Annotated in this window: 24 protein-coding genes; 10 read left to right on the plus strand and 14 right to left on the minus strand. The window is 55.3% G+C overall.

Annotated elements, in window-relative coordinates; all coding sequences use genetic code 11:
* Position 1: 1 nt before the first annotated feature.
* On the minus strand, positions 2 to 373 hold the full coding sequence (locus RMR24_RS11090; protein ID WP_310615136.1) for a 6-carboxytetrahydropterin synthase: 372 nt from the start codon (positions 371 to 373) through the stop codon (positions 2 to 4).
* The gene (queE, locus tag RMR24_RS11095; protein ID WP_310615137.1) at positions 370 to 1,005 is read right to left on the minus strand and encodes a 7-carboxy-7-deazaguanine synthase; all 636 of its coding nucleotides are present in this window, start codon (positions 1,003 to 1,005) and stop codon (positions 370 to 372) included. The genes RMR24_RS11090 and queE overlap by 4 nt, the downstream gene beginning before the upstream one ends.
* 128 nt (positions 1,006 to 1,133) lie before the next feature.
* Between queE and RMR24_RS11100 the strand changes: the two genes are divergently transcribed.
* Positions 1,134 to 1,781: a trimeric intracellular cation channel family protein gene (locus RMR24_RS11100; RefSeq protein ID WP_310615138.1), complete on the plus strand. Its 648-nt coding sequence runs from the start codon at positions 1,134 to 1,136 to the stop codon at positions 1,779 to 1,781.
* Between the two features lie 31 nt (positions 1,782 to 1,812).
* Here RMR24_RS11100 and RMR24_RS11105 read toward each other — a convergent pair whose 3' ends face one another.
* The 10 genes from RMR24_RS11105 to RMR24_RS11150 all read right to left on the minus strand — a co-directional run bounded on the left by RMR24_RS11105 (position 1,813) and on the right by RMR24_RS11150 (position 11,599).
* Positions 1,813 to 2,691: a 2-hydroxy-3-oxopropionate reductase gene (locus tag RMR24_RS11105; protein WP_310615139.1), complete on the minus strand. Its 879-nt coding sequence runs from the start codon at positions 2,689 to 2,691 to the stop codon at positions 1,813 to 1,815.
* Between the two features lie 19 nt (positions 2,692 to 2,710).
* Positions 2,711 to 3,499: an aldolase/citrate lyase family protein gene (locus RMR24_RS11110; RefSeq protein ID WP_310615140.1), complete on the minus strand. Its 789-nt coding sequence runs from the start codon at positions 3,497 to 3,499 to the stop codon at positions 2,711 to 2,713.
* 24 nt (positions 3,500 to 3,523) lie between these two features.
* On the minus strand, positions 3,524 to 4,855 hold the full coding sequence (gene gudD / locus RMR24_RS11115; protein WP_310615141.1) for a glucarate dehydratase: 1,332 nt from the start codon (positions 4,853 to 4,855) through the stop codon (positions 3,524 to 3,526).
* Between the two features lie 19 nt (positions 4,856 to 4,874).
* Complete coding sequence (locus RMR24_RS11120; protein ID WP_310615142.1) at positions 4,875 to 5,837, minus strand: tripartite tricarboxylate transporter substrate binding protein; 963 nt, start codon at positions 5,835 to 5,837, stop codon at positions 4,875 to 4,877.
* A gap of 35 nt (positions 5,838 to 5,872) precedes the next feature.
* Positions 5,873 to 6,847 carry an SMP-30/gluconolactonase/LRE family protein gene (locus RMR24_RS11125; RefSeq protein ID WP_310615143.1) on the minus strand — a complete coding sequence of 325 codons (975 nt, stop codon included), beginning with the start codon at positions 6,845 to 6,847 and terminating at the stop codon, positions 5,873 to 5,875.
* A 4-nt stretch (positions 6,848 to 6,851) separates the two neighbouring features.
* On the minus strand, positions 6,852 to 8,135 hold the full coding sequence (locus RMR24_RS11130; RefSeq protein WP_310615144.1) for a TRAP transporter large permease: 1,284 nt from the start codon (positions 8,133 to 8,135) through the stop codon (positions 6,852 to 6,854).
* Positions 8,126 to 8,614, minus strand: a complete 489-nt coding sequence (locus RMR24_RS11135; RefSeq protein ID WP_310615145.1) for a TRAP transporter small permease — start codon at positions 8,612 to 8,614, stop codon at positions 8,126 to 8,128. The genes RMR24_RS11130 and RMR24_RS11135 overlap by 10 nt, the downstream gene beginning before the upstream one ends.
* 3 nt (positions 8,615 to 8,617) lie before the next feature.
* Complete coding sequence (locus RMR24_RS11140) at positions 8,618 to 9,598, minus strand: TRAP transporter substrate-binding protein (RefSeq protein WP_310615146.1); 981 nt, start codon at positions 9,596 to 9,598, stop codon at positions 8,618 to 8,620.
* Positions 9,599 to 9,624: 26 nt separating this feature from the next.
* The gene (locus tag RMR24_RS11145) at positions 9,625 to 10,434 is read right to left on the minus strand and encodes an NAD(P)-dependent oxidoreductase (RefSeq protein ID WP_310615147.1); all 810 of its coding nucleotides are present in this window, start codon (positions 10,432 to 10,434) and stop codon (positions 9,625 to 9,627) included.
* A 130-nt stretch (positions 10,435 to 10,564) separates the two neighbouring features.
* On the minus strand, positions 10,565 to 11,599 hold the full coding sequence (locus tag RMR24_RS11150; protein ID WP_310615148.1) for a LacI family DNA-binding transcriptional regulator: 1,035 nt from the start codon (positions 11,597 to 11,599) through the stop codon (positions 10,565 to 10,567).
* Positions 11,600 to 11,698: 99 nt separating this feature from the next.
* Between RMR24_RS11150 and garD the strand changes: the two genes are divergently transcribed.
* Positions 11,699 to 13,243 carry a galactarate dehydratase gene (gene garD / locus RMR24_RS11155; RefSeq protein WP_310615149.1) on the plus strand — a complete coding sequence of 515 codons (1,545 nt, stop codon included), beginning with the start codon at positions 11,699 to 11,701 and terminating at the stop codon, positions 13,241 to 13,243.
* Between the two features lie 6 nt (positions 13,244 to 13,249).
* On the opposite strand, the gene RMR24_RS11160 is transcribed toward garD, so the two are convergent.
* Entirely contained in the window at positions 13,250 to 14,035 is a 786-nt protein-coding gene (locus RMR24_RS11160) for a fumarylacetoacetate hydrolase family protein (RefSeq protein WP_310615150.1), read from the minus strand.
* Positions 14,036 to 14,150: 115 nt separating this feature from the next.
* Here RMR24_RS11160 and RMR24_RS11165 point away from each other — a divergent pair, with 115 nt between their 5' ends.
* Positions 14,151 to 14,768: a glutathione S-transferase gene (locus RMR24_RS11165; RefSeq protein WP_310615151.1), complete on the plus strand. Its 618-nt coding sequence runs from the start codon at positions 14,151 to 14,153 to the stop codon at positions 14,766 to 14,768.
* Here the strand turns inward: RMR24_RS11165 and RMR24_RS11170 are convergent.
* Positions 14,765 to 15,631 (minus strand): alpha/beta hydrolase, encoded by an 867-nt coding sequence (locus RMR24_RS11170; protein WP_310615152.1) that lies wholly within the window; start codon positions 15,629 to 15,631, stop codon positions 14,765 to 14,767. The genes RMR24_RS11165 and RMR24_RS11170 overlap by 4 nt on opposite strands.
* A gap of 44 nt (positions 15,632 to 15,675) precedes the next feature.
* Between RMR24_RS11170 and RMR24_RS11175 the strand changes: the two genes are divergently transcribed.
* The 7 genes from RMR24_RS11175 to glnA all read left to right on the plus strand — a co-directional run bounded on the left by RMR24_RS11175 (position 15,676) and on the right by glnA (position 22,690).
* Positions 15,676 to 16,419 carry a 16S rRNA pseudouridine(516) synthase gene (locus RMR24_RS11175; RefSeq protein ID WP_310615153.1) on the plus strand — a complete coding sequence of 248 codons (744 nt, stop codon included), beginning with the start codon at positions 15,676 to 15,678 and terminating at the stop codon, positions 16,417 to 16,419.
* A gap of 163 nt (positions 16,420 to 16,582) precedes the next feature.
* On the plus strand, positions 16,583 to 17,524 hold the full coding sequence (locus RMR24_RS11180) for a YncE family protein (protein ID WP_310615195.1): 942 nt from the start codon (positions 16,583 to 16,585) through the stop codon (positions 17,522 to 17,524).
* A gap of 2 nt (positions 17,525 to 17,526) precedes the next feature.
* On the plus strand, positions 17,527 to 18,342 hold the full coding sequence (locus RMR24_RS11185; protein WP_310615154.1) for a polysaccharide deacetylase family protein: 816 nt from the start codon (positions 17,527 to 17,529) through the stop codon (positions 18,340 to 18,342).
* Positions 18,330 to 19,310, plus strand: a complete 981-nt coding sequence (locus RMR24_RS11190) for a sterol desaturase family protein (RefSeq protein WP_310615155.1) — start codon at positions 18,330 to 18,332, stop codon at positions 19,308 to 19,310. Before RMR24_RS11185 ends, RMR24_RS11190 begins: the two co-directional genes overlap by 13 nt.
* A 22-nt stretch (positions 19,311 to 19,332) precedes the next feature.
* Positions 19,333 to 20,217, plus strand: coding sequence for an EI24 domain-containing protein (locus tag RMR24_RS11195; protein WP_310615156.1), 885 nt, complete (start codon positions 19,333 to 19,335; stop codon positions 20,215 to 20,217).
* Entirely contained in the window at positions 20,180 to 21,049 is an 870-nt protein-coding gene (locus tag RMR24_RS11200; RefSeq protein WP_310615157.1) for a molybdopterin-binding protein, read from the plus strand. Before RMR24_RS11195 ends, RMR24_RS11200 begins: the two co-directional genes overlap by 38 nt.
* 225 nt (positions 21,050 to 21,274) lie before the next feature.
* Positions 21,275 to 22,690 carry a type I glutamate--ammonia ligase gene (glnA, locus tag RMR24_RS11205; RefSeq protein WP_310615158.1) on the plus strand — a complete coding sequence of 472 codons (1,416 nt, stop codon included), beginning with the start codon at positions 21,275 to 21,277 and terminating at the stop codon, positions 22,688 to 22,690.
* The last annotated feature ends 95 nt before the right edge of the window (positions 22,691 to 22,785 follow it).

The following is a 22,785-nucleotide window of genomic DNA, read 5'->3' on the forward strand; positions in this document are numbered from 1 at the left end:
TTCAAACCTCGTTGGGCAGCAAGCAGCAGGTGTCGCCGCTGGCAGGGCGCTCAATCTTGATGCGGTGTATGTTGGGCAACGCGCCCTTGAGGTCGTTGTAGATGAAGGCGCACAGATTTTCTAGCGTGGCGGGGCCGAGGCCTGCCACTTCGTCGAGGAAGTGGTGATCCAGTTTCTCGCGTACTTTTTCGACCTCTTGGCGCAGAAACGCGAGGTCCATCATCATGCCGGACTCGGGGTCAGGCTTGCCGGCAATGGTCACTTCGGCGTGATATGTGTGGCCGTGGATGCGCAAACTGCCTTCTGCGTCAATTTTTCGACGAAGCGTGTGGGCGGCTTCAAAGTAGAAACGCTGGCTGAGTTCGTAGGTCATCGGATACCAATCAACTTATGGGTTTGCACGCTCAAACGCCAGCGTGGGTTCGCTTGGCAATAGGCCACGGCTGCAGCGGTATTGGCCGCTGCGTCGGGCCCATCCATCGGCTGCAAGTAAAAATTTTCAAAATTCAAAGACTCATACAACGCGGGCTCTGCACCCATTTGGGGAAATACCAGTTTGAGTTCTTGGCCAGTCTCTACCAGGCGTTGGCTGCCAGCCTTGGGGCTCATGCACAGCCAGTCAATGCCTTTGGGCGGCAGCACCGTGCCGTTGGTTTCTACCGCAATGGAGAAGTGACGGGCGTGCAAGGCTTCGACCAAGGCCTCGTCTACTTGCAGCAGGGGTTCGCCACCCGTCAACACCACAAAGCGGTGCTGGGTGTCGCTGGCGGGCCAAAAGCTGGCAATGGCCGAAGCCAAGGCTTGGGCGCTGTCGAACTTGCCGCCATGTGTGCCATCGGTGCCCACAAAGTCGGTGTCGCAGAACTGGCAAATGGCCGAGCTGCGGTCTTCCTCCCTGCCGCTCCACAGGTTGCAGCCGGCAAAACGGCAGAACACGGCGGGTTGCCCTGCATTGGCGCCTTCACCTTGCAAGGTGTAAAACATTTCTTTCACGCTGTATGTCATTCCGGTATTTTCGCAGCAAGTTACGTGTCACCTTTTTGTGAGCCAATTGGGTCCACTGGGCGCATGGTGAGGCATCACATTGAAGGTGCGACACTTACGCGGTTGACAAATTAACAAAGGCTTGGGCGATGGACGTCTTGACGACGCAAACCCTCTCAGGGGTGCAGACGAGTATTGAAGTAGCAGGCACGGTGGCCTTCGCCTTGTCTGGCGTGATGGAAGCCGCCCGTAAAAAACTCGATGCTGTGGGCGTGTGCGCCGTGGCCAGTGTGGCCGCATTCGGTGGCGGAACCCTGCGCGACGTGCTGCTAGACCGTCGCCCCTTGTTTTGGATTGAACAGTCTTGGTATTTGTGGTCGGTGTTGGTCCTATGTTTGGCCGCCATGCTGTTGATGCGCGCCAAGCATTTCAAACCTACTGAAAAATCCATGCAATGGCCAGATGCCTTGGGTCTGGGGCTGTTCGCCGCCAGTGGTACCCAAATTGCACTAGGGTTGGACATGCCTGCTCTGATTTCGGTGCTCATGGGCGTCATCACAGCCACCTTTGGCGGCGTATTGCGTGACATCGTGTGCAACGAAATCCCCACCGCTTTCCACGACCACCACCCCTACGCCGTTTGTGCGTTTGCTGGCGGCTGGGTGGTAGTGGTGTTGCACTACTTGGGTTTTGACCCCAATTCGGTGGTGACGATTGGCGCACTCACGGTCACACTGTTGCGCTTGGCTGCATTGCAGTTTGAGTGGCGGCTGCCGACTTGGAAGATTGAAGATTGAATTAGTAGTTTGTTTTTGTGTGAAGCACGGTTTACTTCGTCGCCACTTCATGGTGTGCCATCAACTCCAGCGACTTCACCAAGGCTGAGTGGTCTAGCTGGCCCCAACCGTTCGACGCACACGTTTGCATGAGTTGCGCAGCCGATGCAGTTTGTGGCAGCGACACGCCAATGGCTTTGGCCCCATTGAGTGCCAAAGCCAAATCCTTTTGGTGCAAGGCAATGCGAAAGCCGGGATCAAACGCACGCTTGATCATGCGTTCGCCATGCACTTCCAAAATACGGCTAGAGGCAAAACCACCCATGAGTGCTGCGCGTACTTTGGCTGGGTCGGCACCGGCTTTGCTAGCAAACAGCAAAGCTTCGCCAACGGCCGCAATATTCAGAGCGACGATGATTTGATTGGCCACCTTCGTGGTTTGACCATCGCCATTGCCACCCACGAGCGTGATGTTTTTGCCCATCAATTCCAGCAAAGGCTTGACGGTGTTGAAGGTGTCTTCTGAGCCGCCCACCATGATGGTGAGGTTGGCTGCTTTGGCGCCGACTTCACCGCCGGACACGGGTGCGTCTAAATATTCGCAGCCCAGTGTGTTGATTTTTTGTGCGAAGGTTTTGGTGTCCATGGGCGAGATGGAGCTCATGTCGACCACGATCTTGCCTTGGCTTAAACCTTCGGCCACGCCGTCTTTACCAAAGAGCACGGTATCCACATCGGGCGTGTCGGGCAACATCAAAAAGATGATGTCTGCGGCGCGAGCCACATCGGCATTGGTGGCGCACACATGGGCATTGGCCAATTCCGCAGGCACTTTGCTACGTGTGCGAACGAACATCTCGTGCTTGGCTGCCAACAAGTGTTGAGCCATGGGTGAACCCATGATGCCTAAGCCAATGAAACCGATTTTCATGAAAAATTCCTTTGTGAAATTAGTAGGTGCCAGACGATGTTGTCGTCTTTGAGGTGCGCATTTTTGAAATAACTTGTTGCGCACCTGCCGCCATCAAACGTGCATCTGAGCTGACGGTGACGAATTGAAAACCTTTGGCGATGCGTTTGAGGGCAGACTCTGGCGTGCCGTTGTGAATGCCAGCGACGACACCATGTGCTTTGGCGCGTGCCAAGATATGGTCCACCGCTTCGGCTGCTTTGGGATCGAGGTCATCAAAGGTGGGGTTGCAGCCTAAGGCCAAGGAGAGGTCGGAGGGGCCGATGTAAATCGCATCCAAACCTTCGACACTCAGGATGTCATCCAAGTTGTCTAAAGCTGCTGCAGTTTCAATCATGGCGAAGGTGACGATGGTGTTGTTGGCATGCTTGGGGTAGTCAGCACCGCCGTAGAGCAGAGCGCGCACGGGGCCAAAGCTGCGTGTGCCTTGGGGAGCGTAGTGGGTGTAGGCCACCAGTTTTTGAGCGTCTTCTTTGGTGTTGACCATGGGGCAAATCACGCCGTAAGCGCCCGCGTCCAAGGTCTTCATCAATATACCGGGCTCTAGCCAAGGCACGCGCACCACAGGGACAGTGTCGGTGGTGGAGATGGCTTGCAGCATGGTGACCATGGCTTGGTAGTCGACCACGCCGTGTTGCAAATCGATGGTGAGCGAATCCCAACCTTGATGGGCCATAGTTTCAGCGGAAAAACTATTGGGAATGGCCAGCCAGCCGTTGACGACGGCTCCGCCTGCTTGCCAAATTTCGCGAAGTTTGTTGGGGCGCATGGTGTGGGCTTAATTTGAAAATGTTTAACGAACCATGCAGGGACGTTTGTGGTCAAACTTCCAGCCGGGAATGAGGTATTGCATGGCCACGGCGTCATCGCGTGCGCCCAAGCCGTGTTGCAAATAAAGTTGATGTGCTTTCTCGACTTCCACCATGTTCAGCGCCACGCCCAGGCCTGGCTTCTTGGGCACTTCCACATGGCCATTGACGATTTGCAAAGGCTCTTGGGTGAGACCTTGGCCGTCTTGCCAAATCCAGTGGGTGTCGATGGCCGTGACCTTGCCTGGTGCAGCGGCTGCGACATGCGTGAACATGGCCAGCGACACATCAAAGTGATTGTTGGAGTGCGAGCCCCATGTCAGGCCCCAATCACGACAGGTTTGCGCTACACGCACCGAGCCGGCCATGGTCCAAAAGTGGGGGTCTGCCAAGGGGATGTCCACGCTTTGCAGCGAAAGCGAATGCACCATTTGTCGCCAGTCGGTGGCCACCATGTTGGTGGCGGTCGGCAAGCCGGTTTCGCGACGGAATTCGGCCATCACTTCGCGACCGCTGAAACCGTCTTCCGCACCGCAGGGGTCTTCGGCATAAGCCACCACGCCGCGCATGTCACGCATCAAACGCACAGCGTCTTTGAGCAGCCAGCCGCCATTGGGGTCTAAGGTCACGCGGGCTTCTGGGAAGCGGTTGTGCAGGGCTGTCACCGCTTCAATCTCTGCCTCACCCGCAAGCACACCGCCTTTGAGTTTGAAATCGTTGAAGCCATATTTTTCACGTGCCGCTTCGGCCAAGCGCACCACCGACTCGGGTGTCATCGCTTTTTCGTTGCGCAGGCGGAACCATGCGTTGTCTGCGTCGTGTTCGGTGCGATAGGGCAGGTCGGTTTGGGTACGGTCGCCAATGAAAAACAAATAGCCCAACATTTCAACCGAGTTGCGCTGTTGCCCTTCGCCCAAGAGCGCAGCCACTGGTACGTTCAAATGCTGACCGAGTAAATCGAGCAAAGCAGATTCAACAGCAGTCACGGCATGGATGGTGGTACGCAAATCGAAGGTCTGCAAGCCGCGACCCCCGGTGTCACGGTCTGCAAATTTTTTTTGTATGGTGTTCAACACCGCTTGCACATTGCCAATGCTTTGGCCAACCACCAACTCTGTGGCGTCTTCCAGAGTGGCTCGAATTTTTTCACCCCCAGGTACCTCGCCTATACCGGTGCGGCCTGCGTTGTCGGTGAGGATGAGCAAGTTGCGCGTGAAGAAGGCACCGTGTGCGCCAGAGAGATTCATCAACATGCTGTCATGCCCCGCAACGGGAATGACGCGCAACTGTGTGATGACGGGGGTGGTATGAGGCATGAGGTCTTGGATGGCCAACTTAGTCGGCTTTGATATTGCGGGTTTCAATCAGCTTTTTCCAGCGTGCAAATTCAGCAGCTTGGAAAGTGGTGAATTGCTCGGGCGTGTTGGCCACAATTTCAAAACCTAAATCGAGCAATTTGGTTTTGACTTGTGGGTCATTCAAGCCTGCCACGATGGCTGCATGCAGCTTGGCTTTGATATCAGCCGGCAGACCTTTGGGGGCTGCAATCGCTTGCCATGAATACACATTCGATTCTTTGATGCCCAACTCTTCGAGTGATGGCACAGTGGGTAACAAGGGCGAGCGCTTGGCACTTGTGATTGACAGGGCGCGCAGCTTGCCAGCCAAGATTTGCGGCATGGCGGTGTTGATGTTCATGAACGACGAATCCACTTGCGCCCCAAGCAAATCTGTCATCACTGGGCCACCGCCTTTATAAGGCACATGGATGCCGGTGGTGCCGGTTTGTAACCAGAACAACTCAGCAGTCAGGTGGTCGCTGCTGCCATTGCCCGAAGATGCAAAGGTCATCTTGTTGGGGTTGGCTTTTTGGAAGGCGATCACATCGGCCATGGATTTGTGTGCTGAGCCTGCGGGCACAACCAAGACATTGGGCGCTTGCACGGCAATGCTGATGTAGTCGAAGTCCTTCAGTGCGTCATAAGGCACTTTGGCCAGCAAATGCGGCGCAATGACGTAAGGCCCGAGCGATGACACCAACAAGGTGTGGCCATCGGCAGGAGCACGCGCCACAAAGCCTGCGCCAATCGTGCCAGTTGCACCGGCCTTGTTGTCAGTGATAAAGCTGCCGCCAAGTTTTTCTTGCAACTTGGGAGCCAAGGTGCGGGCAATCAAATCGGTGGCGCCACCGGGTGGGAAGGGCACCACCAAGGTGACAGGTTTGTCTGGCCACGCATGCGCAGCGCCCATGCTGCAAAGGCTAGTCACGATGGCTAAGAGCAGATGACGTTTTTTCATGGTTGTTCTCTTGTGTTGGTGTCTGACGTTGATACTTAGATCGCACCGCGTGTGTTGGTGTAAATGGCATACAGCGAATGGCTGCTAGCCATGAAAAGTCGGTTGTGTTTAGCGCCGCCAAAGCATAAGTTGGCGCAGCGCTCAGGCAAATGGATATGGCCTATGGCTGTACCGTCGGGTGTGAACACGCGGACGCCATCAAGTTCTTCGGGCTTGGCATGTGCCGAGCCGTCGCTTCCCCAGCCGCACCAAATGTTGCCACTGATATCCACAGTGATGCCATCGAGTGCACCTGGTCCTTGTGCATCAATTGCCAGACGTTTGTTGGACAAGCCACCTTGTGCGTTCACGTCATACGCCCACACTTTACGGTGGGGTTGTGCACGGCTTTCAACCAGATATAACACTGACTCGTCTGGCGAAAAGGCCAAACCATTGGGGCCTTGCACATCGGTTAAGACTTGTTGCAATTGACCGTCGCTGGGGTTGATGCGGTAAAGCGCATGGGGCAACTCGGCTGCTGCAGCGTCGCCCTCCCAATCACCTGAAATACCGAACGGTGGATCGGTGAACCACACAGCACCATTGCGTTGGCAGACGATGTCGTTGGGTGAATTCAGGGCTTTGCCATCAAAGCGGTCGGCCAACACTGTGACCTCACCCGAGTACTCAGTGCGCGTGATGCGCCGTGTCTGGTGTTCGCAGACAAGCAGTCGACCCTGTGCATCGCGGACTAAGCCATTGGCGTTGTGCGATGGCTTGCGAAACTCACTCACGTGGCCCGATGCATCGTCCCATCGCAAGATGCGGTTGTTGGGGATGTCTGAGACCAGCAAATAGCGACCATCACCAAACCACACGGGCCCTTCAGCCCAGCGCATGCCTGTGGCTAACTGTTCCACGCTGGCACTGAACAAGCGCAGCTTTAAAAATCGTTCATCCAAGACCTCGACGCGAGGGTCGGGGTAGCGGGCGTTAGTTTCAAAAGCAATCGCAGGTCCGGTGGTCATGGTGTTATTTCAAAATTAAGTTGGGCAGCCACATCGAGAAGGCCGGTACGTAAGTAACCATCATCAAGGCAGCAATCAAACCGCCGTAGAAAGGCCAAATGGTTTTCATGACGGTTCCGACAGAGACCTCACCAATCGTGCAACCTATAAATTGCGTCGTGCCAACGGGCGGGGTATTCAAGCCCAACGCACAGTTGATGAGCATGACGATGCCAAACTGCTCAGTGCTCATGCCCATTTGTTGGCAGATGGGTAAGAAGATTGGCGTGCAAATCAAAATCGTGGCAGCCATGTCTAGGAAAGTGCCCAGCACAAACAAGATGATGTTGACGCACAAGAAAATCACCCATGGTGTGGAGCTCAGACTTGTCAACATTTGACCTGTCAGCTCAGCCACACCGTATAGGCCAATCAGATAGCCAAACATAGAACTGATACCAATCAGCAGCAAGACTGAGCCCGTGCTTTTGACTGCTTTGGCCGCAGCTTTGAAAAGCTGCTCGCGTGTGAGTTTTTTGTACACGAAGGTGGCCAAGAACAGCGCCCAAAGCACCGCAACAGACGCTGACTCGGTGGCTGTGAATGCGCCGGACAAAATGCCCGCGATGATGATGACGACAACAAACAGGCCTGGCAAAGATTGCGCGAAGGAGTAACCCACCACTGACCAACCCGGGAAAGTGCCAGCGGGGTAGCCACGCTTGACAGCCACGGTATAGGCCGCGACCAAATTACAAATAGTCAACACAATGGCTGGCACGATGCCTGCCAAGATCAAAGCCGCAATGCTTACCTTGCCACTGGCTGCCAGCGCGAAGATGATGAGGTTATGGCTGGTCGGCATCAAAGCCCCAACCAAAGAGGCATGGGTGGTGACGTTGACCGCATAGTCGGCGTCATAGCCTTCTTTTTTCATTTGTGGAATCAACACTGCGCCCATGGCTGACACGTCGGCCACGGGGGATCCAGACACGCCACCAAACAACGTACAAGCCAGCACGTTGCTCATCCCTAAGCCGCCACGCAGATGGCCTGCAAGAGATTTGGCGAAATCCACAATCTTGTCGGCGATGCCGCCGTACATCATGATTTCACCCGCGAAGATGAAAAAGGGAATCGCGAGGAAGGAGAACGGGTTCATGCCCGAAATCATTTGCTGAAAGCCAACCGCCAGGGGCATGCCCTCAAACAACAAGGTCGCCAATGAAGACAAGCCAATGGAAAAAGCCACGGGCACGCCTAGCAACAACAGCAGCGTGAAGCTCACGCAAAGAATGGTCAATGCCATGATGGCTCCACCTCTTCACCGCGCACCAAGGCGATGATGTGTTCTAAAGAAAATAAAGCAATTAAGAAACCAGCAAAAGCTGGCGGTGCGTATTTAAAAGCCTCGGACAAGCCGAGGGTGGGGATTTTGTAATCCCACACGCTTTGTGCCAGTACGGCGCAGTTGTAGGCCATTACCAAGCCAAACCCCAAGACGAGGGTGTGGATCAGCAGCTCCATCTTGAGGCGTATCCCTTCAGGCACAAGCACCAACAAAGATTCCAAGCCAATGTGCCCCGCATCGCGCACGCCAACGGCCATGCCCAGCATGGTCACGTAAAGAACTAGCAAGACCGCGCCACTTTCTGCCCACGTGGGTGTGTCATTCAACACGTAGCGGCCAATGACTTGATAGAGCACGGCGGCAATCAGCAGCATGAGACCGCCAACGCCGACCTTCAAACAAAGCCGCGCGAGGGCGGCACAAAAGCGTGTGTACATGGCTTACTTGACAGCGTTGATGCGTTTGACCATGTCTTGAAGTTTTGGATCCTTCAAGAACTTGTCATACACAGGCTTCATCGCAGCTTGGAAGGCGGCTTTGTCGACTTCAATAATTTCTGCACCGCCAGCTTTCACGATGGCGAGAGATTTGGTTTCGCGCTCATCCCACAGCTTGCGCATGTAGGTCACGGATTCTTTCGCGGCTGCACGAATTTGCTTTTGCTCGTCAGCAGACAGCGTGTCCCAAATCTTCTTAGAGAAGAGCAAGATTTCTGGGGCCATGGAGTGCTCGGTCTTGTTGTAGTACTTGGCGACTTCAAAGTGGCGTGAGCTCTCGTAAGACGGATAGTTGTTTTCAGCTGCGTCGACCAAACCTGTTTTGAGTGCTGTATAGACCTCGCCATAAGGCATTGGGGTGGCGTTGGCGCCCATCGCTTCAAGCAAGGACACCCATAAGTCGCTTTGCTGCACGCGCACCTTCAGACCTTTGGCATCGGCCAAAGTTTTGATGGGTTTTTTAACGGTGTAAATCGAGCGAGCGCCTGAGTCATAAAACGCCAAGCCCACAAAGCCTTGGGCTTCACAGTCTTTCAAGATTTCTTCGCCGATAGGGCCGTCCAACACTTTGCGCATGTGGTCGGTGGAGCGGAACAAGAAAGGCATGGTGGGCACCATGGTGGCTGCGCAAATGTTGTTCATGGGTGCCACGTTCACGCGGGCCATGGCAATGGCGCCGAGTTTGGTTTGCTCAATCGTGTCTTTTTCGTTGCCCAAAGCAGATTTAGAAAACACTTTGATGCTGTGTTTGCCGCCTGTGGCCTTGCTGAGCTCTTCACCCATGTGGCGCACGGCTTGCACAGTGGGATAGTCGTCGGGATGGATGTCTGATGAGCGGAATTCGGTGGCATTTGCAGCCATCGCAAAAAGCGAAGTTGCGGCAGCAGCGACCAAGGTCTTGAGTAAATTTGAACGAACTTTCATGGCTGTCTCCTGTTGTGGTTTGAAATTCAGAAAGGACCGGCTTTGACAAAACCACCGCCTTGGTAAATCACGGCGGGGTCATTCAAATCGAGGGTGAGTTGCTTGGCTTCTAGTGCAACGCGGAAGGGCTCAGAGCTGTCGAGCGGACGGTAGCCAATGTGTTTGGCGGGCGTGTTGTCCCACCACACATGGTTGTTGTCAGACATGCCGTAAATCACGCTGTAACCAACAACGGGGGAGTTGAGGCTGGCAATCACCAAGCGCTCTAGGTCATCGAAGCTCATCCAAGTGGCGAGCATGCGGCGGTCTTTAGGTTCTGCAAATGAGGAGCCAATGCGCAAGCAAACGGTTTCAATGCCATAACGGTCGAAGTAGAAGCGTGCCAAGTTTTCACCAAACGCTTTGCTCAGGCCGTAGTAGCCATCGGGGCGCACGGGCATGTTGGGGTCGACCACTTCGTCTTGGCGATAAAAACCGGTGACGTGGTTGGAGCTGGCAAACACGATGCGTCGTGTGCCGTGCGTTCGGGCTGCTTCGTAGAGGTTGTAAGCGCCAATGATGTTGGCTTGCACGATGTCGTCAAACGGTTGTTCGGTCGAGATACCGCCAAGATGTACCACCGCATCGACACCTTCCAGCAGTTTGAAAACGGCGGGGCGGTCTTGCAAAGGGGCGGGCATGACTTCTTCACCATCACTGGCCGTGCCCAAATCGCCCAAATCGCTGACACGCAAAAAATCGCAGCGTGCTTTCAAGCGTGGACGTAAGACGCGCCCTAGGCCACCGGCGGCGCCTGTTAATAGCAGTCGTGAGTACATGTGTGAGGAAGTAGCCATAGACAGATGAGGTGAAGTGAGAGTTTTTAAAATTTTGTCTTTTGATTTAATTGGTAGCGCTACCAAACTGATTCAACGCATGTTATCCACGGCAAAACTAGCCGTCAATGGTTTTTAGCTAGGGTTTTCTCTAGGGGCGGGTGCTGTCGCGTTCGATGATTGAAAAGCCAACATCCACGATGCGTGGCTCAACTGCGCGGTCTTCAGCACGATCCATCAAAAATTGCGCTGCGAGCTTGCCAATCTGCCCGCCATTGATGCGCACGGTGGTGAGTGCAGGCACCATGTCTGCCACAAAAGGAACATCACCAAAGCCCATCACAGCGATGTCGTCTGGCACGGCTAGTCCACGTGCACGGGCCTCGGTCATCACGCCCAGAGCTAGTAGGTCTGAGCTGCAAAAAATGGCTTGGGTATCTGGCGCTTCTACCAAGATGCGAGCCATGGCTTCGCGGCCGCTTTTGAGTGAACGCGAGGCGCCCACGTTGGTCACAAATACGGGAGGCAAATTTTGCTGAGCGACGGTCTCTTGAAAAGCTGTGGTGCGGCGGTCAGCGCGCTCATCTTCGGCGCGTACGATGGCGAATTTTTTGTAGCCTTTGTGCATCAGAAATTGAGCCACTTCACGTCCAATGTCCGAGTGGGAGAAGCCAATCAGCATGTCAATTGGTGTGGGGGTCAAGTCCCAAGTTTCGACGACTGGAATGCCCGATGCCATCAGGCGCGTGCGCGCCTTGCCTGGCGGCAAGATGCCTGTGATGAAAATACCGTCTGGGCGGCGACCAATGATGGCCTCAAGCAGCAGTTCTTCTCGCTCGGCAGAGTAGCCTGATTGGCCCAGCATCAATTGGTAGCCCGCGTCAAACAAAGTGCCGTTCAAAGCCTCGATGGTTTCCATGAATACCGACACCACCGTGCTTGGCACCACTGCAGCAATCAGACGGCTGCGCGAAGAGGCCAAACCACCCGCCATGCGGTTGGGCACATAGCCGGTGCGCTGCACAGCCTCTTGCACTTTACGCAGCACATCGGGCGAGACTTGGTTGGGCGTATTGATGGCCCGTGATGCCGTGATGGGAGCAACACCGGCGAGCATGGCCACATCGCGCAGGGTCATGGCACCGCTGCTGCGGCGCGAACGTTTGGGTTGTTCTTTGTCGGTCATGAAATTCTTTGGCTCTGCTGGATTGCATGTTTGTTTATGGTACCGCTATCATTGCGCTTGTACAGGCTTTGAACCCAAGCCAAATGATAGGAGACATCGATGACCCCACTCACCATACGCATGCAGCCTCAAGACAACGTGGCAATTGTGGCCAACCACGGTGGTTTGCCCGCAGGCACTGTGTTGCCTGACGGCTTGTGTTTGCGTGACGCCGTGCCTCAGGGGCACAAGGTGGCTTTGGTCGACATTCCTGCAGATGGCGCGGTGCTGCGCTATGGCATCGCGATTGGCTATGCCTTGAAAGACATTCCCGCAGGCGGTTGGGTGCATGAGCGGTTGCTGCAAATGCCCTCAGCACGTGAGTTAGATAACTTGCCGATCGCCACTGTGAAGCCAGAACCTTTGCCAGCGCTAGAGGGCTACACCTTCGAGGGCTATCGCAATACCGACGGTTCGGTGGGCACGCGCAACATTTTGGCCATCACCACCACGGTGCAGTGCGTCTCGGGTGTGGTTGAGTTTGCTGTGCAACGCATCAAGGCTGAGCTGTTACCCAAGTTTCCCCATGTGGACGATGTGGTGGGCCTTGAGCACACCTACGGCTGTGGCGTAGCCATAGATGCCGATGGCGCAGAGATTCCGATTCGAACGCTTCGCAACATCAGCTTGAACCCCAACTTTGGCGGTGAAGTGATGGTGGTGAGTTTGGGCTGCGAAAAACTGCAACCTGAGCGTTTGATGCCACCTGGCGCCATCCCCATCAACGACCAACGCGGCGAGGCACTCGATGTGGTGTGCCTGCAAGATGACGCGCACGTGGGCTTCATGTACATGATTGATTCGATCATGACAACTGCGCAGCACCATTTGCAACGCCTGAACCAACGCCGTCGCGAGACCGTGCCTGCGAGCGAATTGGTGGTGGGTGTGCAATGTGGGGGCAGTGATGCGTTTTCGGGTGTCACAGCCAATCCTGCCGTGGGCTATTGCACCGATTTGTTGGTGCGAGCTGGCGCAAGCGTGATGTTCTCCGAGGTGACCGAAGTGCGCGATGGTATCGACCAACTTACCTCACGCGCCACCACGCCTGAAGTGGCGCAGGCCATGATTCGTGAGATGGCTTGGTACGACGCTTATCTGGCGCGTGGCCGTGCGGACCGCAGTGCCAACACCACACCTGGCAATAAAAAAGGCGGCTTGTCCAACATCGTGGAAAAAGCCATGGGTTCGATCGTCAAGTCGGGCTCTGCGCCGATTTCAGGCGTGTTGTCACCCGGTGAAAAGCTCAAACAAAAAGGCCTCATTTATGCGGCCACGCCTGCGAGTGATTTCATTTGTGGCACGTTGCAATTGGCAGCAGGCATGAACCTGCATGTGTTCACCACAGGGCGGGGTACACCTTATGGTTTGGCTGAGTGCCCGGTCATCAAAGTGGCCACACGCACCGACCTAGCGCGTCGCTGGCATGATTTGATGGATGTGAATGCCGGCACCATTGCCGATGGCTCCAAGACGATTGAAGAAGTCGGGATGGAGCTGTTTGAGCTCATGCTGGATGTAGCCAGTGGCCGCAAAAAAACATGGGCCGAGCACTGGAAGCTGCACAACGCTTTGGTGTTGTTCAACCCAGCACCCGTGACTTGATGCCTGTTAAACGATTTTCACGCTGAGGTTAGGCAAACCGTCGATGTGCATTTCAATCACATCGCCGCGCACCACGGGGCCTACGTTTTCTGGAGTGCCCGAGTAAATGATGTCGCCTGGGAACAGCTCGAACGCTTCTGACAGCTTGCTAATTTGCTCGGCCACAGACCAAATCATTTGGTTCAAATTAGCTTTTTGTTTGACTTGACCGTTCACTTTGAGCCAGATGTCGCCTTTGAGGAAATGGCCTGTTTGCGCCAGTTTGTGCACAGCGCCGATGGGCGCTGATTTGTCAAAACTTTTACCGATTTCCCAAGGTTTCTTTTCGTCACCCATGCCGCGTTGCAAATCGCGGCGCGTCATGTCGAGGCCTATTGTGTAGCCATAGACCAAGTCGAGTGCTTTGTTGACGGGAATATTGCGCCCACCTTTGTCAAGAACAGCGACCAATTCGGCTTCGTAGTGGTAGTTTTTGGTTAATGTGGGGTAGGGGTGATCAGCCACCGTGCCCGCTGCCACATACTGAATGGCATCTGTTGGCTTTTGGAAGAAAAAGGGTGGTTCGCGTGTGGGGTCCGATCCCATTTCGCGGGCGTGTGCCGCGTAATTGCGACCGATGCAGTAGATGCGTCGCACGGGAAACATTTCGTCCGAGCCAACGATGGGGATGAAGGTGGCTGGCACTTTGAAAGGTGTCTTCGGACTACCGGAGGCAAATCCAGGTGTGGCGCATCCCACCAATGCGCCTGAGGTGACGAGCGCAGAATTTTGAAAAAATTGACGACGTTGCATGGTTTGTCTCCTTGGCTGAATGCGCCTGTTTTAAGATCTGTTGTGCAAGCCATTCTTCCTGATGACATTCAAACTTTCCAGTACGGACTGACGCCTTGGTTACTCGGTTTTACTCATGCATTTGCTTTATTCTTTTCGCCGTTGTCCCTATGCCATGCGTGCACGCTTGGCCTTGCATGTGAGTGGTGTGAGCTACGAGCACCGCGAAGTGGCTTTGAAAAACAAACCTGCTGAGATGTTGGCGGTGTCCCCCAAGGGCACGGTGCCGGTGTTGTGCTTGTCTACAGGCGAGGTGTTAGCGCAAAGCCTAGACATCATGCGATGGGCTTTGCAGCAAAGCGACCCGCAGACTTGGCTGCCTACAACGCCTGAGACTTGGGCGTTTGCACAGGAAGAAATTGCGTTGAACGATGGCGAATTCAAAGCGCATTTGGACCGCTACAAATACCCGCAACGCTTTGGTTTGACGGATGGTGTGACGCATCGCACGCAAGGCGCTGAGGTGTTGATGCGTTGGCAAAAACGCTTGCAAGCCCATGCGTGTTTGTCTGGCGCCCAGTGGGGTTTGCTCGATGCGTGCGTGGCACCGTTTGTGCGCCAGTTTGCGCGAACCGACCGCACGTGGTTTGACGCGCAGCCTTGGCCTGAGTTGGTGCAATGGCTGAGCACATTCGAAGCCTCAGAAGACTTTGCAGCAGTGATGCACAAGCATCCGCTGTGGGTGCCGATCTAACTCGCCGCTTTTAAAAAGTCCATCACTAATTGCCATTGTGCAGGCACGTTCAACGCCGGCGCATGACCGCAGCCATCAATCTCTTCCGCACGTAACAAAGCTTTGGCACCCGGACCACGTGTGTGCATGGTTTGAATGGTGTCAGGGGAAATCAAGTCTGAGTTTGCACCACGCATCACCAATACAGGAATGTTCAGCGCGTCGTATTCAGCCCACATGGGGTACTCAGGCACCTCACGGAAAAACTGCTGTGTGATGTTGGGGTCGTAGTGCGGTGTCACGCGACCGTCTGGCAAGCGGCGAGTGGAGGTTTCTGTCAGGTGCGTCCACTGCGCATCGGTTTGCTGGCCGAAGGGTGCGTAGGCCGCGCGGAAGAAGGCCTCGAGTTCGGGCACGGTCTCAAACGCGGGCGGCTGGCCTGCGTAGGCTTTGATGCGTTCCACGGCAGTCGCAGAAATTTCAGGTGCGATGTCGTTCAGCACGAGACTGCGCATGCGGCCTTTGAAAGCGGGCAGTTCTATTGCTGCGGCACATACCAAGCCCAAAGCGCCACCCATCGACGTGCCAATCCAGTGCGCTTGTTCAATGTGCAGTGCATCCATCAAGTCAAGCGCGATGCGCGCGTAAGTGGCAAAGCTGTAATCGTCCTTTGGCGCAGAGCTCCACTGGCTCAGGCCTCGGCCAATGGTGTCGGGGCAAATCACGCGGTAGTCAGCGCTCAGTTGTTCGGCCAATGCATCAAAGTCTCGTCCTGTGCGCGCTAAGCCGTGCCAGGCAATCACCACGGGCAGGCACGCATCGCCCCACACGGTGTAGTGGATGTTGAAGCCGTGGCATTGCAAATAGTGTGAGCTGGGTTTCATGGTGTGCGCCTTTGTTTCAAAGCTTAAGCGATTACGATTGGCATATGCAATTGCAAGATATTTTGTATTCCCAAGGTTTTGGCACGCGCCGTATTTGCGCGGGCCTCATTCAACAGGGCTACGTGCAGGTCGATCTGGGGGAGGGCTTGGTCACCTGTGACGATGCACTGGAAGACGTTGACGTGCACGAAGGTCTGCCGTACTCGGTGCAAGGCGTGCTGTGGCCGTATCACGCCAAAGCCTATGTGCTGCTGCACAAGCCCGCAGGCTACGAGTGCTCTCACAAGCCTTCGGCGTGGCCCAGCATGTACACCTTGCTGCCGCCGCCTTTGCGCTACCGCCCACAAAAAAGCGCGGTGCAAGGTGTGCAAGCGGTGGGTCGCTTGGACCAAGACACCACGGGCATGTTGGTGCTGACCGACGATGGCCCACTGATTCACCGCATGAGTTCTCCCCGCCACCACGTGCCCAAGGTGTACGAGGTGACCACCGATGACCCTTTGGACGATACACAAGTGCAACGCCTGCTCGACGGTGTGGTGTTGGACGATTCGCCCAAGCCTGTGAAAGCTGCAGCGTGTATGGCGGTGGCTGAGCACCATTTGCGTTTGACTTTGACCGAAGGTAAGTACCACCAAGTCAAGCGCATGTTGGCGGCTGTGGGCAACAAGGTGGTGGGTTTGCACCGCTCACAAATCGGCGCCATGCCTTTACCTGCTGATTTGGCGCCTGGCCAGTGGCGCTGGATCAGCGAAGACGAGTTGAAGCTGTTAGCTACAAACGCTTAACTTCGCTCGGCCCGTGTGGCTTGTTTGCGCTGCGTCAACGAAGTTCGGCCCAATTGAAGCCCCACTTGAGCTGGGGCTAGACCCTGCTCGTTACACTGAGAGCAGATTTTTCAAGGTATTTTTTGTGTTTTTGATTCAACGTTTGTCGCTGGTTTTTGCCAGCATGCTGCTTTTGGCAGCCAGCGCCGCTCAAGCGGCCAACCCTATTTTTGTGCTCAATTCTTTAGAAGCCAATGTCAGCGTCATTGACCCTGTCACTTGGAAAGAAACGCGCCGCATCCCCACGGGCAAAGAGCCCCATCACATCTACCTCACGCCCGACGAAAAATCGGTCATCGTGGCAAACGCCGGTAGCGACTCGTTGACCTTCATCGACCCTCGCACAGCCGAAGTGCAACGCGTGGTGCGCGGCACGATTGACCCTTACCAGCTGCGCTTCTCGCCCGACATGAAATGGTTTGTCACGGTGGCCAACCGTTTGAACCACATTGACATTTACCGCTGGGACGGCCAAGAGCTGACGCTCGCCAAGCGCATTCCTTCTGGCAAAACGCCCAGCCACATTTGGATTGACACCAAAAGCACCACGGCCTATGCCACCATGCAAGACAGCAACGAGCTGGTCGCGGTGGACTTGGCCACACAAGCCATCAAATGGCGCATGAAAACAGGCGAAATGCCAGCCGACGTATTTGGCACACCCAACGACAAATACCTATTGGTGGGCCTGACCGGCGACAACCATGTGCAAGTGTTTGACGTGTCGGGCACAAGCCCCAAGTTATTCAAAACCATTCCCACGGGTGACGGCGCCCATGCGTTTCGCGCAGCGGGGGATGGCCGCCATGTGTTTGTGGGTAACCGCGTGGCCAACACGGTCAACAAAATTGACTATTTCAATTTAGAGTCTGTTCAGCAATTCGCAGCACCAGGTGGGCCCGATTGCATGGAGGTCACGGCAGATGGCAAGCTGCTGTTTGTGTCCTCGCGCTGGATCAAAAAAGTCAGTGTGATTGACACCGCCACAGGCCAGCTGGTGCGCCAAATTAAAGTGGGCAAATCACCGCACGGCATTTGGACCTTGGACCACGCCAAACGGTATTGACCATGAGCCAACCGCAGCAGCGCCCCTTGTCCTTGAAGCGCCCATGCGTTTCATGGCGGGCGTGGGCGGTGGCTTGTTTGGGGCTGTACTGTGCTGCCGTGCAAGCGACGGTGCCTTGCAGCAAACCGCTGTACCTCACCTTTGACACCGGCCACATGGGGGTGGCACCCTTGATCGCCGATGTCTTGAACCGTCAAAATGTCAAAGTCACTTTTTTTGCGGCCAATGAGCCGACCAAAGAGGGCGATGGCTCGTTGGGCGATCACTGGGCTGCCTGGTGGAGTGCTCGCGGCGCAGAAGGCCACGCCTTTGCCTCCCACACCTTTGACCACGTTTACTGGCGATCAGACCTGCCACGCGGCAGCTGGCAAATGCGCCCTACCGCGGGTCCTAACAAAGGCCAAACCGAAGTGTGGACCAGCCAACGCTATTGCGACCAGCTTCAGTTGTCCAACACTCGCCTAGAGCAAATCACAGGCGTCAAGCCTTTGCCTTTGTTTCGCGCACCTGGCGGTAAAACCTCCCCCTCGTTGTTAGCTGCTGCCAAACAATGTGGTTTTGCACACGTGGGCTGGGCCGATGCGGGCTTTTTGGGCGACGAGTTGCCCAGCGATAAATTCCCCAATGCCATGCTGCAGCAACGTGCGTTGAACAACATCCGCTCGGGCGATATCTTGATGGCGCATTTGGGCATCTGGTCGCGCCAAGACCCTTGGGCACCTGCTGTGTTGGAGCCATTGATTGAAGGCCTCAAAGCCAAAGGGTTTTGCTTTGCCACGCTCAAAGAACATCCACAATTCAAACCATGGATACGTTGATTGATTTTTTTGCCAACACCCAAGCCACTTTGTATGAAGGCGTGATGCAGCCCCTCGCGTTTGCACTGGGCCTTGGCAACCGTTTGGAGGATGTGTTTAACGGCACTGGGTGGCTCCTGGTGGGGCTGATACAAATCATCGTCATGCTGGCCGTGATTGGCCCTCTGCAACGGTGGCGTCCGGTTGAGGTGATGCGCGATTCAAAGGCCATCCGCACCGACGTGATTTACACACTCATTCACCGATTGGGGCTGTTTCGCGTGGCGCTGTTTTTGTTGGTCGACCCGGTGCTCGACACCCTGATGGGAGAGTTGCGCGTGCAAGGTATTGGCACGTTCCATTTGGAAGACATTTGGCCCGGGGTGACTGATGGGCCGTTGACCAGTTTTGTCATTTATCTCGTCGTGTTTGATTTCGTCAACTATTGGCTGCACCGCGCGCAGCATCAGTGGAACTGGTGGTGGGCCTTGCACGCACTGCACCACTCGCAGCGCCAAATGACGCAGTGGACCGACAACCGCAACCACTTGCTAGATGATTTGCTAGGTGCCGTAGTTTGGGTGTTGATTGCGCAGCTCATTGGCATCGCACCCACGCAGTTTGTCGCAGTGGTGGCCATCACGCAGCTGTTTGAAAACTTTCAGCACGCCAACTTACGTGTGAGCTTTGGCAAGTGGGGCGAGCGTGTGTGGGTCAGCCCGCGCTTTCATCGGCTGCATCACGCCATTGGCTTGGGACATGAAACATCCCAAGGCGCGAAAACCGTTCTGGGCGGACATAACTTTGGCGTGCTCTTGCCTTGGTGGGATGTGATGTTTGGCACGGCCAACTTCGACCTGCGTTTTGAGTCCACCGGCATCCGCGACCAAGTGGAGCAGGGGGTTGATTACGGCGAAGGTTTCTGGTCGCAGCAGCGATTGGGTATCAAACGCCTCATGCACGCATTGGGTTTTTCATCCACGCGTTAAATACCTGCGGTATGCTTTTGGCATGCGTTTGTTTTTGGATTCTTTTTGGCGTGCACTGGCTTATTGCTTGATGCCTCGCGTAATGCTCCTCTCTCTGTTGCCCCTGGCCATGTTGCTGGTGCTGTCGGTGAGCTGGGGTTACTTCTATTGGTCGCCCACCCAAGACTGGGTGCGCGAGATGCTGGCTTCGTGGCAAGTGTTGCAAGGCATGATGGATTGGCTGCAAGACAAAGGTGCGACGGAGTTGCAAGCCGTTATGGTGCCGCTGGTGGTGATTTTTGCCATCACGCCCGTCTTAGTGATCATCTCGTTGCTGGCCGTGTCTTTGATGATGACGCCCGCTTTGGTGGACCTCGTGGTGCAGCGACGCTTCGCGCATTTGGCGCTCAAGCATGGGGGCACGACGTTCACCAGTTTGGCTTGGACGGTGGGCTCGACCGTGATTGCCATGGTTGCCATGGTGATTTCTTTACCGCTGTGGGCGGTACCGCCCTTGATGTTCATCGTGCCGCCGCTCATTTGGGGTTGGCTCAGCTACCGCGTGATGGTGTTTGACGCCTTGGTCGACCACGCCAGCCGGGAAGAGCGTTTGGCCATTGGCCGTCAGCACCGCGCTGCATTGCTGACGATTGGTGTGCTCACAGGCTACATGGGCGCGCTGCCTAGCCTCGTGTGGGCGTCCGGTGCGGTGTTTGCGGCGGCGTTTTTGGTGCTCATTCCCTTGGCCATTTGGATTTATGCCTTGGTGTTTGCATTCACTTCGCTGTGGTTCACGCATTACAGCTTGGCTGCCCTAGAAGCCCTGCGGGCGGAGTCGGGCACTGTGGTGATGGGCGCCTCGGTGCCGCTACCCACGGTAGCATTGGCGGATGACCCAAGCAGCACACCCCAACCCCCAAGCGTCTAACGCTCAGCCAGCAAACCGGCCCGAGTTCGGCCTCATCATCGTTGGCGATGAAATTCTCTCAGGCAAGCGTGCCGACAAGCACATGCCCAAACTCATTGAGCTTCTCAACGCACGTGGTTTGTCCCTCGATTGGGCTGACTACGTGGGCGATTCGTCCGAGCGCATCACGCGCACGCTGGCTCGCGCGTTTGACAGCAACAGCATCGTGTTTTCTTGTGGCGGCATTGGTGCAACACCGGACGACCACACGCGTCAATGCGCAGGCAAGGCTTTGGGGGTGGACATCGTGTTACACAATGAGGCTGAAGCCTTGATTCGCGAGCGGATTCAAGATACGGCCAAAGAGCAGGGCGTGCCGTATGAGCCTGACCGACACGACAACATCCATCGCCTCAACATGGGTGTGTTCCCCTTGGGCGCGCGCATCATTCCCAACCCGTACAACAAGATTCCCGGCTTCAGTTGCACCGGCGCTGGCGGTGGCGTCGTGCACTTTGTGCCAGGCTTTCCGGTAATGGCTTGGCCGATGATGGAATGGGTGCTCGACACGCATTACCCGCATCTGTTTCAGCACGATGCTTGGATTGAGCAGTCCATCGTCATCTATGGCTCGATGGAAGCCACCATCACGCCGCTGATGGAAGCTTTAGAGCGCGATTTTGATGGCATCAAAATATTCAGCTTGCCCAGCGTTGACCACCCCGTGCATGGGCGTCACATTGAGTTGGGCGTGAAAGGTGCGCCAGAAAAGGTCGCAGTCGCTTATGCCGCGATGCTCGCGGGCCTTCAACCATTCGGCTTCAAGTTAGGCCCAGAAATGGTGCGCAAATAAGCGTGATTCATTTTGGTGCAAAATTGCACCAAAAAAGTGCACTGCAATTTGCGGCATTTGCGCACCAGAATGCGTTTTTGCCGCTGATTAGCGCCAATCTCGGTGCAAAATAAGCGTCTTGACGCTGAAGCTGATGACTGGCCATGTGTGGCGCTTGCTGGCACAGAAACTGCATCCTTCATCTTCGAAACACTTTTAATCTAACAACCCTAGCAGGAGAACTTGATGGCCAAGACCGTCGCAGACGTAATGAAAATGGTGAAAGAGAACGAAGTTAAATTCGTTGACTTCCGTTTCACCGATACCCGTGGCAAATGGCAGCACATCACTGCGCCCGTGTCGCAGTTTGACGAAAGCAAGTTCGAAGAAGGTCAAGCGTTTGACGGTTCTTCTATTGCTGGCTGGAAAGGCATTGAAGCCTCTGACATGTTGTTGATGCCTGATCCAAGCAGCGCCATCATCGACCCCTTCTTCGAAGAAATCACTTTGGTTTTGATCTGCGACGTGATCGAACCTACAGACGGCAAAGCCTACGAGCGTGACCCACGTTCGATCGCCAAGCGCGCTGAGTCTTTCCTCAAGCAGTCTGGCATTGGCGACACCGCTTACTTCGGTCCAGAGCCAGAGTTCTTCTTGTTCGACGAAGTGCGTTGGAGCACTGAGCCAAACAACACGTTCTACGCCATCAACGAATACGAAGCCCCTTGGAACACCGGCGAGAAAATCGAAGGCGGCAACCGTGGTCACCGTAACCGCGTCAAAGGCGGCTACTTCCCAGTGCCTCCTGTCGACAGCACGCACGACATGCGCAGCGAAATGTCGTTGTTGCTCGAGTCCGTGGGCATCCCCGTCGAAGTGCACCACCACGAAGTGGCTGGCGCTGGCCAATGCGAAATCGGTACACGTTTCTCAACCTTGGTTGAGCGTGCTGACTGGACATTGCTGCAAAAGTACGTGATCCACAACGTGGCCAACGCTTACGGCAAAACTGCCACGTTCATGCCTAAGCCCTACGCTGGCGACAACGGTTCTGGCATGCACGTTCACCAGTCCATCTGGAAAGACGGCAAGAACTTGTTCGCAGGCACTGGCTACGCTGGTTTGTCTGACTTGGCGCTGTACTACATCGGCGGCATCATCAAGCACGCCCGTGCTTTGAACGCCATCACCAACCCAGGTACCAACAGCTACAAGCGTTTGGTGCCTCACTTCGAAGCGCCAGTGAAATTGGCTTACTCGGCCAAGAACCGCTCTGCTTCGATTCGTATTCCTAACGTGGCCAGCGACAAAGGTCGCCGCGTTGAAGCTCGTTTCCCAGATCCATTGTGCAACCCTTACCTCGGCTTCGCAGCCTTGTTGATGGCTGGTTTGGACGGCATCGAGAACAAGATCCACCCAGGCGAAGCAGCCACCAAAGACTTGTACCACCTCCCTCCAGAGGAAGACAAGTTGGTGCCAACCGTGTGTTCTAGCTTGGACCAAGCTTTGGACGCATTGAACGCAGACCGCGCTTTCTTGACCAAAGGCGGCGTGTTCACCGACTCGTGGATCGACTCTTACATCGACTTGAAGATGCAAGAAGTCAACCGCAGCCGTGTGGAAGTGTCTCCTGTCGAATACGACATGTACTACTCGCTGTAATTTTTGCAACGACATGTGCAATAAAAGGACGGCGCAAGCCGTCCTTTTTTGTTTCAACTGCCCTTAAGTGATGACCTCTTTGTTGCACCGTTCTT

Source organism: Limnohabitans sp. (assembly GCF_031539105.1).
Taxonomy (GTDB): Bacteria; Pseudomonadota; Gammaproteobacteria; order Burkholderiales; family Burkholderiaceae_C; genus Limnohabitans.

Excerpts from the sequence above, each read along its gene's own strand:
- RMR24_RS11090 (WP_310615136.1), bottom strand. The coding sequence starts at position 373 with ATGACCTACGAACTCAGCCAGCGTTTCTACTTTGAAGCCGCCCACACG.
- queE (WP_310615137.1), bottom strand. The coding sequence starts at position 1,005 with ATGACATACAGCGTGAAAGAAATGTTTTACACCTTGCAAGGTGAAGGC.
- RMR24_RS11100 (WP_310615138.1), top strand. The coding sequence starts at position 1,134 with ATGGACGTCTTGACGACGCAAACCCTCTCAGGGGTGCAGACGAGTATT.
- RMR24_RS11105 (WP_310615139.1), bottom strand. The coding sequence starts at position 2,691 with ATGAAAATCGGTTTCATTGGCTTAGGCATCATGGGTTCACCCATGGCT.
- RMR24_RS11110 (WP_310615140.1), bottom strand. The coding sequence starts at position 3,499 with ATGCGCCCCAACAAACTTCGCGAAATTTGGCAAGCAGGCGGAGCCGTC.
- gudD (WP_310615141.1), bottom strand. The coding sequence starts at position 4,855 with ATGCCTCATACCACCCCCGTCATCACACAGTTGCGCGTCATTCCCGTT.
- RMR24_RS11120 (WP_310615142.1), bottom strand. The coding sequence starts at position 5,837 with ATGAAAAAACGTCATCTGCTCTTAGCCATCGTGACTAGCCTTTGCAGC.
- RMR24_RS11125 (WP_310615143.1), bottom strand. The coding sequence starts at position 6,847 with ATGACCACCGGACCTGCGATTGCTTTTGAAACTAACGCCCGCTACCCC.
- RMR24_RS11130 (WP_310615144.1), bottom strand. The coding sequence starts at position 8,135 with ATGGCATTGACCATTCTTTGCGTGAGCTTCACGCTGCTGTTGTTGCTA.
- RMR24_RS11135 (WP_310615145.1), bottom strand. The coding sequence starts at position 8,614 with ATGTACACACGCTTTTGTGCCGCCCTCGCGCGGCTTTGTTTGAAGGTC.
- RMR24_RS11140 (WP_310615146.1), bottom strand. The coding sequence starts at position 9,598 with ATGAAAGTTCGTTCAAATTTACTCAAGACCTTGGTCGCTGCTGCCGCA.
- RMR24_RS11145 (WP_310615147.1), bottom strand. The coding sequence starts at position 10,434 with ATGGCTACTTCCTCACACATGTACTCACGACTGCTATTAACAGGCGCC.
- RMR24_RS11150 (WP_310615148.1), bottom strand. The coding sequence starts at position 11,599 with ATGACCGACAAAGAACAACCCAAACGTTCGCGCCGCAGCAGCGGTGCC.
- garD (WP_310615149.1), top strand. The coding sequence starts at position 11,699 with ATGACCCCACTCACCATACGCATGCAGCCTCAAGACAACGTGGCAATT.
- RMR24_RS11160 (WP_310615150.1), bottom strand. The coding sequence starts at position 14,035 with ATGCAACGTCGTCAATTTTTTCAAAATTCTGCGCTCGTCACCTCAGGC.
- RMR24_RS11165 (WP_310615151.1), top strand. The coding sequence starts at position 14,151 with ATGCATTTGCTTTATTCTTTTCGCCGTTGTCCCTATGCCATGCGTGCA.
- RMR24_RS11170 (WP_310615152.1), bottom strand. The coding sequence starts at position 15,631 with ATGAAACCCAGCTCACACTATTTGCAATGCCACGGCTTCAACATCCAC.
- RMR24_RS11175 (WP_310615153.1), top strand. The coding sequence starts at position 15,676 with ATGCAATTGCAAGATATTTTGTATTCCCAAGGTTTTGGCACGCGCCGT.
- RMR24_RS11180 (WP_310615195.1), top strand. The coding sequence starts at position 16,583 with ATGCTGCTTTTGGCAGCCAGCGCCGCTCAAGCGGCCAACCCTATTTTT.
- RMR24_RS11185 (WP_310615154.1), top strand. The coding sequence starts at position 17,527 with ATGAGCCAACCGCAGCAGCGCCCCTTGTCCTTGAAGCGCCCATGCGTT.
- RMR24_RS11190 (WP_310615155.1), top strand. The coding sequence starts at position 18,330 with ATGGATACGTTGATTGATTTTTTTGCCAACACCCAAGCCACTTTGTAT.
- RMR24_RS11195 (WP_310615156.1), top strand. The coding sequence starts at position 19,333 with ATGCGTTTGTTTTTGGATTCTTTTTGGCGTGCACTGGCTTATTGCTTG.
- RMR24_RS11200 (WP_310615157.1), top strand. The coding sequence starts at position 20,180 with ATGACCCAAGCAGCACACCCCAACCCCCAAGCGTCTAACGCTCAGCCA.
- glnA (WP_310615158.1), top strand. The coding sequence starts at position 21,275 with ATGGCCAAGACCGTCGCAGACGTAATGAAAATGGTGAAAGAGAACGAA.